This window comes from Pectobacterium punjabense (assembly GCF_012427845.1).
Classification (GTDB): Bacteria; Pseudomonadota; Gammaproteobacteria; order Enterobacterales; family Enterobacteriaceae; genus Pectobacterium; species Pectobacterium punjabense.
Map to the genome: position 1 here is coordinate 2142596 of NZ_CP038498.1, position 13148 is coordinate 2155743.

A 13148-nucleotide genomic window follows, 5' to 3' on the forward strand; every position below is an offset into this window, starting at 1 on the left:
ATAGTTATGACTTTAATCGGCGTGATGATTCGTCGATTTTCGATGATTAAGAAAAAGAGTCTGGGAGTTTATATGGAGGAGTCGCGATGACGAAACTGGAAGTATGCTGTTATAGCGTTGATTGTGCGATAACAGCAGCGCAGTCTGGGGCCGACAGAATTGAACTCTGCGCAGGACAGCGAGAGGGGGGATTAACGCCATCCTATGGCGCGCTGCGTGGTGCCAGCGAAAAGGTCGCGATTCCTGTTCACCCTATTGTACGCCCGAGAGGAGGGGATTTTTGCTACAGCCCGACGGAGTTTGCTGCTATCAAATATGACATTGAGCAGATTCGCGAGATGGGATTTCCCGGTGTCGTTGTCGGCGTACTCAATGAGGAAGGGCACATTGATTTGCCCAAAATGCGCGAAATCATGGCGGTGGCGCAGGGGATGGCAGTCACCTTCCATCGAGCATTTGATATGTGCCTGAACCCTTATATTGCATTAGAACAACTTACCGATCTTGGCGTATCGCGCATATTGAGTTCTGGGCAGCAGCAGACTGCGGAAAATGGATTACGACTGTTACGTGAACTAACGCAGGCCAGTCGCGGTCCTATTATTATGGCGGGTTCCGGCGTGCGGTTAACCAACGTGCATAAATTTCAGCAAGCGGGTATCCGGGAGTTGCATAGCTCTGCTGGGCAGTGGGCACCATCTCCTATGCGTTATCGCAAGATCGGTGTGTCGATGTGTTCTGACGCGGAGTTAGATGAATTTAGTCAGTACTGTGTGGATGGCGACGTGGTCGCAGCAATGAAGCGGGCGGTCAGCCCAGACCGTGAAACGCAGTGCGCGTCATGACGTAAGAAATTTCACAGTATAGGAATAGACTGTATTGCGATAAACACCCCATCGTCATTCTTCAATTTTGCCGCGCCGCATACCATCAGGTTTGCATGGCAAGTACCAAGCCCCAGTATCTTGCTGGGGCTTTTTTTATTGAGTGCAGTCATTTAGGGCTGATAGATACCCGGTTTATTGGCAACCAATACCGCCCGTACTGGTGCAGGGTAGCCTTCTACCGTTTTCGTTGGATCATCTGGATCGAGAAATTCGGCCAGCGACTCCGTGATCATCCAGTCTGTCCGGCGTTGTTCCTGCGTCGTGGTGACACAACTATCGACGATACGGACATTAACGAACCCACATTTCTCAAGCCATGTTGTTAAGGCCGCAGCGGACGGAATGAAGTACACATTGCGCATTTGCGCGTAACGTTCTCCTGGCACTAACACCTGATTCTCATCACCTTCAATGACCAGCGTTTCCAGCACCAGCTCGCCGCCTGCCACCAGTTGGTTTTTCAATTGCCACAGGTGATCGAGCGGGGAACGACGATGGTACAGCACACCCATGGAAAATACGGTATCGAAAGCCGCAAGTTCAGGAAGTTGTTCAATGCCGAGCGGTAGAACGTGCGCGCGCTGATCGTCACCGAGCAGCTTGCGCACGGCTTCAAACTGACATAAGAACAGCTGCATGGGATCGATACCGACTGCCATCGTGGCGCCTTCTCCGACCATCCGCCACAGGTGATAGCCGCTACCACAGCCTACATCCAGAATGAGGCGATTCTTCAGCGGGCTGATGTGCGGCAGAACGCGCTGCCATTTCCAATCTGAACGCCATTCCGTGTTGATATCCACGCCGTAAAGCGAAAACGGGCCTTTGCGCCATGGCATCAGATTACGCAGCAGTTTTTCAATGCCTTCACGCTGGCCGATGGAAATATCGGGTTCCACGCGCGCGGTGACGCTATCGTTTAAATCCAGCGAGGTCGGCGTCAGCGAGGGGAGATGTTCCAACGAGTTAAACCATAACTTGAACTTACCGTGTAAGGATTCTTGCTGCCAACTGCTGAGCTGTGAAGGTAGCGTATTAAGCCAGTGGCTGAGCGGACCCTTTGCGATTTGCTGATAAAAATTGCCGAAATCGATCACGCCTTTTCCTCTGCTTTCACGGCTAATAACGAACCAAAATTAAAACACTGAAACCACACTTCGCTGTGCTCAAAGCCAGCATCTGCCAGTCGCGCCTTATGAGTTTCTACCGAGTCGGTCAGCATGACGTTTTCCAGCATACTGCGTTTCTGACTGATTTCTAACTCGCTGTAACCATTGGCTCGTTTGAAATCGAGATGCATATTGAACAGCAATTCACCGACGTCTTTGTCTGCAAAATTGAACTTCTCAGAAAGCACCAGAACGCCGCCGGGATTTAATCCCTGATAAATACGCTCGATAAGCACCTGACGCTGAGAAGGTTCCAGAAATTGAAGGGTGAAATTCAGCACAACCATGGAAGCATTTTCAATATCAATATTCAGGATGTCGGCTTCGACAATCTCGACAGGGGTATTGGAGCGGAAAGCATCAATGTGGCTACGGCAGCGTTTCACCATTGCCGGAGAATTATCTACCGCGATAATTTTGCAACCCGGTACGTGGATATTACGTCGCATAGATAGCGTGGCTGCGCCTAGCGAACATCCTAGATCGTAGACAAGGCTATCCGGGCGGGCGAATCGCTCTGCCAGCATACCAATCATCGAAATGATGTTGGAATAACCGGGTACAGAACGTTGGATCATATCGGGAAATACGTCGGCAACGCGTTCATCGAATGTCCAGTCGCCTAAATTGGCAATTGGCACAGAAAAAAGCATATCGCGGTTTGGCATGGCAGAAAGTGCACTGAAAGTAATAAAGAGGCGCGTATTCTAGCAGAATACGCCATACCCGTCATACTTCAAGTTGCATGTGCGTTGGCTGCGCTTACTCACCCGAATCACTTACTTGAGTAAGCTCATCGGGACTCACTCGCTTGCCGCCTGCCTGAAACTCGAATTATTTAGGGTATATGATCTTCGCCTTCCACATGTGGACGCGGTTTTTGATTCCCGGACGCATTATGTCTGTGCGCCCGAGAACGGCGGGTATTATTTTTGTCTCACGATATCAATACAGCGTGAAAACCAGATCCCAAGGAAGGTAATAGAGGTTTGCTGCAATCATCAGAATGAGTGAGGCATAGGTTGCTGCCATACCTGAACGTCGCCAGCGGAATTCGCGATGCCGAAGGCCGTAGTAGTGAACTAAGCGCCCGGCGATCAATAAAATGCCGCAAAAATGGATCATGATGATAAGCGCGCCATTCATTTCCATCAGCACCAGCAAAATCGCCGCAATCGGAATATATTCCACCGCATTGCCATGTACTCGGATTGCGGTTTGTAACTCATAAAATCCACCGTCGCCATACGCCACGCGATACTGCATTCTCAGTTTTACAACATCAATAGACAGCTTTATCAACAAGATTGCGCCGAGCACGATATAGAGCGCACTTACCATTTTTTACTCCGAGACCTAACCGAAAACGGCTTGCAGAATAATAGCTTTACCTGGCGCACCTGTCGCCTGTAAAGCCCAATTTTTTTAGCGGAAATGGGTTACGTTGAGGGAGTGTTTATAACTAAACGAACTAACACATCCCCTGTTTACTGGATCAAAAAAGCGTTGCCTGCTGCGGCCAATCCGGTTGCGGTGGCAATGTTGGATCGATCTCGGCGAGTAATGGCCAAAGCCGTTGTGCTAGCGGTGGGGCATCACCAATATCCGGCGTGTGAATAAAGAAGAAGGGATTTGCCTCAGGCCACTGCGGCAGCTTATTACGCCATGACTCGAACCAGCGCAGGTTTTCTTCCTGTGTTTCACTGCCAATAAAGCGGATCAGCGGCTGCGTGGCGGTCAGTACGGCGTGTACCGGTACGCGCGGCTTTTTACGCTGTGCCTCACGCATAGCGGCGCTATCTGGTGCGGCGTGATGAACTGGGCGGCTGTCTAAAATTACGCGATTGACGCCGCGCTGCTGTAGCCCCTGATTGAGCGCACGTTCCTCATCACCTTTAGCAAAAAATAGCGGGTGGCGCACTTCCACGCCGTAGCTAAATTCCTGCGGTAAGGCCTCAAGAAAGCGCCACAAAATGGGCAATTGTGCGGGGCTGAAGACGGCAGGAAGCTGTAGCCATAGCTGTCCGATACGGTGCTCAATCGGCTCAAGGCATTGATAAAAAAGGGCAACATCGCTATCACAGTTTTGCAAGGCTGCTTTATGGCTGATCGTTGAGGGAAATTTGAAGCAAAAGCGGAAGTTATCATGCGTCATATCACGCCAGCGGCCGACAATCTCGCGCGAAGGTAACGCATAAAAGGTCGTGTTACCTTCAACACAGGTAAAATAACGGCTGTAGTCGGCAAGGTCGTTTAACCCCAGCCGACTCCACGCAGGGTGCTGCCATTGTGGTAATCCGATGTACATCTACTGCACCATCACATCATTGAGCCTCAATAGGATGTTTGCCATTATTGCGTAATCGACAGGGGAGCGCGAGTGAGTTGAGGGAAATCGTTTATAAAATCTCATCCGCCCACTGTGTGGCCTCCATTATCATGGTAAAGAAGTTTTCTTCATCGACACCTAACTGGTTTAAGAGGTGTTCAAGTTCTTCCCATTCTTGCTGTTCGTATTTAGCAATTAACGTCAGATAAATTGCCAGTTCGCCAGTGTTTTCTAATAAGCTCTGGTTAATTTTTTCGGATAGCGCGATTTGTGAAAGCAGCAGCGGCATGGGGGAATCGAGTACGGCATCAAGCAGCGATAATAATCCGCATAGAAACGCTTCAGTGGTATCTTCCTTCACATTAAAGGAGGCATACAATAATTCAAAAAATCTGGCGCGAATTAAGCTGGTACGATAAAGCTCGCTGGGTTTATTTTCATTACTGTTGGTAATGCTAATTAATGAGACAAAACGTTTAAGTTCACGCTGCCCAAGCAGCATTGCCATTGAACGAAACGACATCGAGGTCGCGGTGATGCCAAAGCGGGTGTTGTATTTGATATTGGTGATATGGCGCATCAACTTATAATAAAGCGACAGATCGGCGCAGACCAATTCTTCGATCGTGGCATAGTTGATCTCAGGTTTATTGACTTCTCTCAGCAACCTGACGGTGTTGCTGGAGTTATTAACTAATTTTCTCGACTTAATCATTTCAGGACGACTGAAGAAATATCCCTGAAAAAGTGAGATTCCCAGCTTTTTGCTTTGCAGATATTGCTCATGTGTCTCTACTTTTTCCGCCAGGTAGGTTAACTTGCGCGGTGCTGTTCTTTTGATGAATTTTTCAATTTCATCAAACGTCGACTGGGTCAAATCAAATTTGATGATATCCGTGTAAGGCAAAAAGCGATCCCATTCTGAATCCATCGAAAAATCATCAAGTGCAATTCTGAAGCCCTTTCTTTTTAGCTTTTTTACAGCAGCAAAGAGATCATTATTGGGTATCGCATTTTCAAGGATTTCAATCACGACCTTTTCTTGTGGCAATACTTCGGCCTGGCCATTGATCAGCATCTGATGGGGAAAATTAATATAGTAAGGTTGTTCCACGACAGATTTTGTCAGTGGGTTGGTCAAGAACTGATCGGAAATAAGCTGTGCAGTCGCAAATTCAGGGCTGACATCAGGAAATTTATTGGTGATGTCCATGCGAAAAAGTAGCTCGTAGGCAACGGTTTGTAGGTGCTGATTTAAGATAGGCTGACGGGCAACAAATGAATACATAGCTGTTCTCCATGTAAATCATACGCATTGGCCAATAATGGGAAAGCGCTTTTTATTAAAATTTTTATAAAAATAATGAGTTACTTATTAACTTTAGCAGGTTTTATTAAAAGGGAAGGCGGGTTTCCACAAATCCTTGCGCGATGGGCTGGGAGGGGGAAAACGGAAGTGGCTTCACGTCGACATTGCTGAGAAGTGATGCCTTTGGACGTTATGGTGCCGTGTTTTGCAACAACACTGTCCTGATCGGTGAACATTTCGTTAACCAGCAGAGAAATTTCGTAAAAAGAGTAGGCTCCTGCATCGTAGAGCGTTACCTTCATACTTATCGTCCGCGCTATTATCCTTTATAATAGCCGCCTTTTTTCACCGAACAGTAACCCAGAAAAACCATACCGCGCAGCGAAAATGCCACGGTTTTTGCATTGTGATCGACCGTGAAGCGTGATCTACCGTGAAAACGTGTGAGCTGGCGGATGAGTAAAAGGACATCGTGATGCGTACTAATTATTGCGGGCAGTTGAATTCGTCCCATGTGGGCCAGGAAGTGACATTGTGCGGTTGGGTTAACCGCCGCCGCGATCTGGGTGGTTTGATTTTTATTGATATGCGTGACCGTGAAGGGCTGGTTCAAGTGTTCTTTGACCCGGATCGTCAGGACGCATTTAAACTGGCATCCGAGTTGCGTAACGAGTTCTGTATCCAACTTACCGGTGTCGTACGTGCCCGTCCAGAAAGCCAAATCAACAAAGATATGGCGACGGGCGAAGTCGAGATTTTTGCTAATGCTCTGACGATCGTTAACCGTTCTGAGGCATTGCCGCTGGATTCCAACCAAACCAACACCGAAGAAGCGCGTCTCAAATTCCGCTATCTGGATTTGCGTCGCCCAGAAATGGCGCAACGCCTGAAAACGCGTGCTCGCATCACCAGTTTTGTTCGCCGCTTTATGGACGATCACGGTTTTCTGGACATTGAAACGCCGATGTTGACGAAAGCGACGCCGGAAGGTGCGCGTGACTATCTGGTGCCGAGCCGCGTACATAAAGGCAAATTTTATGCGCTGCCGCAGTCCCCACAGCTGTTCAAACAGTTGCTGATGATGTCTGGTTTTGACCGTTACTATCAGATCGTCAAATGCTTCCGTGATGAAGACCTGCGCGCCGACAGACAGCCTGAATTTACTCAGATTGATGTGGAAACCTCTTTCATGACTGCGCCACAGGTGCGTGAAGTGATGGAGAAACTGGTGCGTGAGTTGTGGCTGGATGTGAAAGGCGTCGATCTGGGCGATTTCCCGATCATGACGTTCGCAGAGGCCATGCGTCGTTTTGGTTCCGACAAGCCAGATCTGCGCAACCCGCTGGAGCTGGTTGACGTTGCCGATCTGGTTAAAGACATTGACTTTAAAGTGTTCTCCGGCCCGGCAAACGATGCCAAAGGTCGCGTTGCCGCTATCCGCGTACCGGGCGGCGCACAGCTGAGCCGTAAGCAGATTGATGAATACGGCAAGTTTATTGAAATTTATGGCGCGAAAGGTTTGGCTTATATCAAGGTCAACGAGCGTGCCAAAGGACTGGAAGGCGTTCAAAGTCCGGTCACAAAATTCCTGAATGAAGACAGGCTGTCTGCATTGTTGGAACGCACAGCGGCGCAAGATGGTGACATTCTGTTCTTCGGCGCGGACAGCGCGAAAGTGGTGACTGATGCGCTGGGCGCGCTGCGCCTTAAACTGGGTCGCGATCTGGGCTTGACGAAAGACAATAGCTGGGAACCGCTGTGGGTGGTTGATTTCCCCATGTTTGAGGAAGATGGCGAAGGTGGGCTGGCCGCGATGCACCATCCGTTTACCGCGCCGCGTGACATGTTGCCTTCAGAACTGTCAGCCAATCCAGTGTCGGCGATCGCCAACGCCTATGACATGGTGATTAACGGTTATGAAGTGGGCGGCGGTTCCGTGCGTATTCACAGTGGTGAAATGCAGCAAACGGTGTTCGGTATTCTGGGCATTACCGAGCAAGAACAGCGTGAGAAATTTGGCTTCCTGTTGGACGCGCTGAAATACGGTACACCGCCGCACGCGGGTCTGGCGTTTGGCCTTGACCGTCTGGTGATGTTGCTGACGGGTACCGATAACATTCGTGACGTTATCGCCTTCCCGAAAACAACGGCGGCGGCGTGCCTGATGACGGAAGCGCCAAGCTTCGCCAACCCGGCCTCGCTGGAAGAGCTTGCGATTGCGGTTGTTGTGAAAGGGAAAGCGGCTCAGGATGGAAAATCCGAGAACGAATAAGATGGTATATAAGCGACCCGTTTCGGTGTTGGTGGTGATTTATGCCCGTGACACTGGGCGGGTGCTGATGCTGCAACGGCGCGACGATCCTGAATTCTGGCAATCCGTGACGGGGAGTATAGAAGAAGGGGAAAGTGCGCCGTATGCTGCACAGCGTGAAGTCAAAGAAGAAGTTAACATTGATATATCCGCTGAAGCGTTATCACTCTTTGACTGTCAGCGCTGTATTGAGTTTGAGCTATTTGCTCATTTGAGACGTCGCTATGCGCCGGGGGTCACGCACAATACCGAACATTGGTATTGTCTTGCGTTACCTGCTGAGCGCGAGGTGCAATTATCCGAGCATCTTGCTTACCAGTGGCTGGATGTGCCCCATGCGGCACAGTTAACTAAGTCCTGGAGCAATCGGCAGGCGATTGAAGAGTTTGTTATTTATCCGGCCTGAACAGGCTTTTTTCGGAGATTTTTATGGCAGGTCATAGTAAGTGGGCTAACACAAAGCATCGTAAAGCAGCACAGGATGCCAAGCGCGGTAAGATCTTTACCAAGATTATTCGCGAACTGGTTACCGCAGCCCGTCTGGGGGGCGGCGATCCTGGGTCTAACCCACGTCTGCGCGCAGCGATCGATAAAGCACTGTCCAACAACATGACGCGCGATACGCTGAATCGCGCGATTGCTCGTGGTGTCGGCGGTGACGATGATGCCAACATGGAAACCATCATTTATGAAGGTTACGGACCGGGTGGCACGGCTGTCATGGTGGAATGCCTGAGTGACAACCGCAACCGTACCGTTTCCGAGGTGCGTCACGCGTTTACCAAAACCGGCGGTAATCTGGGGACTGATGGTTCCGTGTCATACCTCTTCACCAAGAAAGGCGTCATTTCTTATGCGCCGGGTCTGGATGAAGATGCGGTGATGGATGCGGCGCTAGAAGCCGGTGCTGATGACGTTGTGACGTATGACGACGGTGCGATTGACGTCTTCACGCCGTGGGAAACGTTCGGTAACGTGAAAGATGCGTTGGATGCGGCTGGCCTGAAAGCCGAAGCGGCTGAAGTGTCCATGATTCCGTCAACCAAGGCGGATATGGATGCAGAAACGGCACCGAAGCTGATGCGTCTGATCGACATGCTGGAAGACTGCGACGATGTGCAGGAGGTTTACCATAACGGTGAGATCTCCGATGAGGTGGCTGAACTGCTGTAACGGCCGCTCGGTAATGCTAAATAGAAACGACTATCTACACGGGCGAATCGGCGGAGCAGCATGATGATGATCGTAGCACTATGACAATCGTAGCACTATGACAATAATAGTCGGCATTGACCCCGGTTCGCGCGTCACGGGTTATGGCATTATCCGCCAGCAGGGACGGCATCTGACGTATCTCGGTAGTGGTTGCATTCGTACCGTGGTGGATGACATGCCCACGCGGTTGAAGCTGATTTATGCGGGCGTCAGTGAAATCATTACGCAATTTCGGCCAGACTGTATGGCGATTGAGCAAGTTTTCATGGCGAAAAACCCGGATTCGGCTTTGAAGCTGGGGCAGGCACGCGGTGTGGCTATCGTCGCCGGCGTGAATCAGGATCTGCCCGTGTTTGAATACGCGGCGCGGTTGGTCAAGCAAACCGTGGTAGGAACAGGTGCGGCGGATAAAAAGCAGGTGCAGCATATGGTTCGCTCATTGCTGAAACTGTCGGCTAGCCCGCAGGCAGATGCCGCAGATGCCTTGGCGATTGCCATTACACATTGCCACTTTAATCAGAGCCTGCTGCGAACTGCGGCGGCGAAAGTTAACCCGCTGGCAGGACGACTGCGTTGAAACAGGAGGCTGGATATTCATCCAGCCTTTTTTATGTTATATACTCGTCATACTTCAAGCCATTCATTCCCTACGTAAAAGGAAGCGCAACGTGATAGGTCGTCTCAGAGGCATTATTCTGGAAAAACAGCCACCGCAGGTGCTGATAGAAGCTAACGGTGTGGGTTATGAAGTCCATATGCCGATGACGTGCTTTTACGAGCTTCCTGAACTCAATCAGGAAGCGATTATTTTTACCCAGTTTGTGGTTCGCGAAGATGCGCAATTGCTATACGGCTTTAATGATAAGCAGGAGAGGGCACTGTTCCGCGAGCTGATTAAAGTGAACGGCGTTGGGCCTAAGCTGGCGCTGGCGATTCTCTCTGGCATGTCCGCGCCGCAGTTTGTCAGTGCAGTCGAGCGTGAAGAGATCGGTGCGTTGGTTAAACTCCCTGGCGTCGGTAAGAAAACGGCAGAACGGCTGGTGGTGGAAATGAAAGATCGCTTCAAGGGCTTGAGCGGCGATCTGTTTAATCCGGTCAGCGATATTCCGTTGGCATCGCCAGCTAGCGCAGAAAGCCGTGCCAGCGATCCCGAATCGGAAGCTGCCGCGGCGCTGGTGGCGCTGGGCTATAAGCCGCAGGAAGCCAGCCGTATGATTTCCAAGATCGCGCGTCCTGATGCTGACTGTGAAACCCTGATCAGGGATGCACTGCGCGCAGCGCTGTGAGGTATTCATGATAGAAGCCGATCGTTTAATTTCCGCTGACGCTATTCCCGAAGAAGAATTTCTCGACCGCGCGATGCGCCCTAAGCTGCTGAAAGAGTATGTGGGCCAGCCACAGGTGCGTGAGCAGATGGAAATTTTCATTCAAGCCGCTCGCAAACGTGGGGATGCGCTGGATCATCTGCTCATTTTTGGTCCTCCCGGCTTGGGTAAAACGACGTTGGCGAATATTGTCGCCAATGAGATGGGCGTGAACATGCGCACAACGTCGGGCCCGGTGTTGGAAAAAGCGGGCGACCTTGCTGCGTTGTTGACCAATCTCGAGCCGCATGATGTCTTGTTTATCGATGAAATTCATCGTTTGTCGCCCGTGGTGGAAGAAGTGCTGTATCCGGCGATGGAAGATTATCAACTGGATATCATGATCGGCGAGGGGCCAGCGGCCCGCTCAATTAAGCTCGATTTACCTCCTTTCACGCTGATTGGCGCAACGACGCGTGCGGGGTCGTTAACCTCGCCGCTGCGCGATCGTTTTGGCATCGTGCAGCGTCTGGAATTTTATAATGTGGCGGATTTACAGTATATCGTTGGCCGCAGCGCACAGTGCCTAGGGCTGGATCTGACACCGGAAGGTTCCCTTGAAGTGGCTCGTCGTGCGCGTGGCACGCCGCGTATTGCTAACCGGCTGTTGCGCCGGGTACGTGATTTCTCTGAGGTTAAATCGGAAGGTGCGATTACCGGAGCCGTAGCGACGCAGGCGTTGGATATGCTGGCGGTGGATACCGAAGGTTTTGACTACATGGATCGTAAGCTGCTGTTGGCGATCATCGATAAATTCATGGGCGGCCCTGTCGGGCTGGACAATTTGGCCGCCGCGATTGGCGAAGAGCGCGAAACTATCGAAGATGTATTGGAACCGTTTCTTATTCAACAAGGATTTATTCAGCGTACACCGCGTGGTCGAATGGCGACGCAGCACGCCTATCGGCATTTTGGCTTAACGCGTGAAGATTTAAGTTAACGAGTGAAAAAACGTATCGCTTAAGAAATGCTTTCCATACTCAGGGAGACCACGCGGTATCCCTGAATTTATGTGATTAGAACCAGGCTTCCCACATTGCCCCAACGTTGAACGAATCCAGCTGCGTGTTGACGCCGGTCGTTGTCCGCGCGGTGTGTTTGTTATCCACTTCCCCGCCGGTGACGTAGAAGCGCAGCATCGGTCTGAACTCCGGTCCCATGGCGATCGAGACATTCTGGGAAAGCGTCAGTTTCCATCCTTTGTTATCACCTCCCTGACCGTAATCTACATGCTGATAGCCTGCTTCAAGCCAGGTGGAATGCACATCATTCCAGAAATACATCGGGCGAACGATGGCATTGTAGTTACGACGATCGTCCTGACTGGCTGAGTCATTCGAGTAGTCGTGGTAGGCCAGCAGATATTCGACCTGCGTTTGCGGCGTGAATTTGTATTTGCCTTCAAAGCTGGCATAGAAGGTTTTCAGGTTGTCCGTTTTGTTGTAAACGCTGTTATCCGCATTGTTCGAATAGCGAGTGATAAACTGATTGAGGCTATTTTTCCCCGTGTGGCTCAGGACCGCGCCGCCTTGCCAGGCTTTCAGACGCGCATTGTTATCCACTGCTTTTGAATCAAAACCGTAGTTTGCGTACAGAGCGAGATCCAACGGCCCCAGTTTGATACCGTGTACTTTGGATGTCAGAGCGTAATTACCTTTATCGCCCGTACCAGAACTGCCAGTACAGCTGATGCGTGAAGGGTTCGCATTATTCGTGATTATTTCAGGGTTACAGGATTCCACGGCCGCGACGGCCGCGACATCAAATTGAATACCGCCGAGATCAAAGTTCTTTATCCCCGCGCCCTGACCGTCGTGGTTCATCCAGAAGTAGTCGTTGATACCCTGCTGTGGACGCTGATGGAAATCACGACCGGCCCACAGGTAGGCATTTGGCTGAGAGGCGAAAAGGTTAGTAACGCCCGCATAGGCCTTCTTCAGATTAACCTCATCACCCCAGTGGTCGATCATCACGACGACATCCCAGATTGCGCCGTTGTCACTCTTGAATGCCTTGGAAAGCTGAAATTCACCACCGTTGCCTTCATTACCCAGACGACCCAGCGCGGAACCCCCGTTGTAGGAACCGTCAACCGCGACATATTTCTGGTCACCGCTCTGGAATTGCGCGCCGTAACGTGCATAACCGGTGAATTCGACGCCATAAGGTATCGCCATGTCAGGGGTTTTGGGTGCCTCAGGTGTTGTCAGAGGGTCGACTTGCTTGCTGGCAATCGCGTCTAACTTGGCCTGACGTTCTGCCAGCGCTTTTTCCACTGCCTGAGCAACAATTCGGTCTAATTGTTCCTGAGTAATCGTTTCTTGTGCGAGCGCGGAACCGGAGCAAAGGGCAGCCAGTACCGCCAGCGTAACGGGAAGTTTTTTGCAATTTGTCATAATCATCTCAATTCGGTAAGTTATTTTCAGACAATAACCATCCCGCTCTGATTGGCGTAATAATGATGCGACGCTCAGAACAAGGTGATTGTTATTTTTTTTTAACAGCATGACGTAATTAAATAACTGACGTAATCGCTCCTCCTTTCAAGAGGCATTCATTATTTG

At 50.6% G+C, this 13148-nt stretch carries 14 protein-coding genes; 7 read left to right on the forward strand and 7 right to left on the reverse strand.

Translation table 11 applies throughout. The annotated features are described in order from the left end of the window. Positions 1-86: 86 nt before the first annotated feature. Entirely contained in the window at positions 87-845 is a 759-nt protein-coding gene (cutC, locus tag E2566_RS09600; protein ID WP_107170673.1) for a copper homeostasis protein CutC, read from the forward strand. 152 nt (positions 846-997) lie between these two features. Here the strand turns inward: cutC and cmoB are convergent, their stop codons facing one another. From cmoB to E2566_RS09630, 6 genes are all read right to left on the reverse strand, one after another. Beyond that, positions 998-1984 carry a tRNA 5-methoxyuridine(34)/uridine 5-oxyacetic acid(34) synthase CmoB gene (cmoB, locus tag E2566_RS09605; RefSeq protein ID WP_107170672.1) on the reverse strand — a complete coding sequence of 329 codons (987 nt, stop codon included), beginning with the start codon at positions 1982-1984 and terminating at the stop codon, positions 998-1000. After that, positions 1981-2724 (reverse strand): carboxy-S-adenosyl-L-methionine synthase CmoA, encoded by a 744-nt coding sequence (gene cmoA / locus E2566_RS09610; RefSeq protein WP_107170671.1) that lies wholly within the window; start codon positions 2722-2724, stop codon positions 1981-1983. The genes cmoB and cmoA overlap by 4 nt, the downstream gene beginning before the upstream one ends. 277 nt (positions 2725-3001) lie before the next feature. Beyond that, positions 3002-3397 carry an MAPEG family protein gene (locus tag E2566_RS09615; protein ID WP_010275916.1) on the reverse strand — a complete coding sequence of 132 codons (396 nt, stop codon included), beginning with the start codon at positions 3395-3397 and terminating at the stop codon, positions 3002-3004. A 154-nt stretch (positions 3398-3551) separates the two neighbouring features. Next, complete coding sequence (locus tag E2566_RS09620) at positions 3552-4364, reverse strand: DUF72 domain-containing protein (protein WP_107170670.1); 813 nt, start codon at positions 4362-4364, stop codon at positions 3552-3554. Between the two features lie 91 nt (positions 4365-4455). Continuing rightward, on the reverse strand, positions 4456-5673 hold the full coding sequence (locus E2566_RS09625; protein WP_107170669.1) for an EAL and HDOD domain-containing protein: 1218 nt from the start codon (positions 5671-5673) through the stop codon (positions 4456-4458). An 80-nt stretch (positions 5674-5753) separates the two neighbouring features. Continuing rightward, positions 5754-5996, reverse strand: a complete 243-nt coding sequence (locus E2566_RS09630) for a hypothetical protein (RefSeq protein WP_133169878.1) — start codon at positions 5994-5996, stop codon at positions 5754-5756. Positions 5997-6169: 173 nt separating this feature from the next. Between E2566_RS09630 and aspS the strand changes: the two genes are divergently transcribed. From aspS to ruvB, 6 genes are all read left to right on the forward strand, one after another. After that, a complete protein-coding gene (aspS, locus tag E2566_RS09635; RefSeq protein ID WP_107170668.1) occupies positions 6170-7966 on the forward strand; it encodes an aspartate--tRNA ligase in 1797 nt (598 codons plus the stop codon). A 1-nt stretch (position 7967) separates the two neighbouring features. Beyond that, positions 7968-8411, forward strand: a complete 444-nt coding sequence (nudB, locus tag E2566_RS09640; protein WP_005967739.1) for a dihydroneopterin triphosphate diphosphatase — start codon at positions 7968-7970, stop codon at positions 8409-8411. Between the two features lie 23 nt (positions 8412-8434). Beyond that, positions 8435-9178, forward strand: a complete 744-nt coding sequence (locus E2566_RS09645) for a YebC/PmpR family DNA-binding transcriptional regulator (protein WP_107170667.1) — start codon at positions 8435-8437, stop codon at positions 9176-9178. A gap of 97 nt (positions 9179-9275) precedes the next feature. Further along, a complete protein-coding gene (ruvC, locus tag E2566_RS09650; RefSeq protein WP_107170666.1) occupies positions 9276-9797 on the forward strand; it encodes a crossover junction endodeoxyribonuclease RuvC in 522 nt (173 codons plus the stop codon). A 91-nt stretch (positions 9798-9888) separates the two neighbouring features. Then, complete coding sequence (gene ruvA, locus E2566_RS09655) at positions 9889-10506, forward strand: Holliday junction branch migration protein RuvA (RefSeq protein ID WP_107170665.1); 618 nt, start codon at positions 9889-9891, stop codon at positions 10504-10506. A 7-nt stretch (positions 10507-10513) separates the two neighbouring features. Then, the gene (gene ruvB / locus E2566_RS09660) at positions 10514-11524 is read left to right on the forward strand and encodes a Holliday junction branch migration DNA helicase RuvB (protein ID WP_107170690.1); all 1011 of its coding nucleotides are present in this window, start codon (positions 10514-10516) and stop codon (positions 11522-11524) included. Between the two features lie 76 nt (positions 11525-11600). On the opposite strand, the gene E2566_RS09665 is transcribed toward ruvB, so the two are convergent. After that, entirely contained in the window at positions 11601-12980 is a 1380-nt protein-coding gene (locus tag E2566_RS09665) for a carbohydrate porin (protein ID WP_107170689.1), read from the reverse strand. Positions 12981-13148 lie beyond the last annotated feature (168 nt).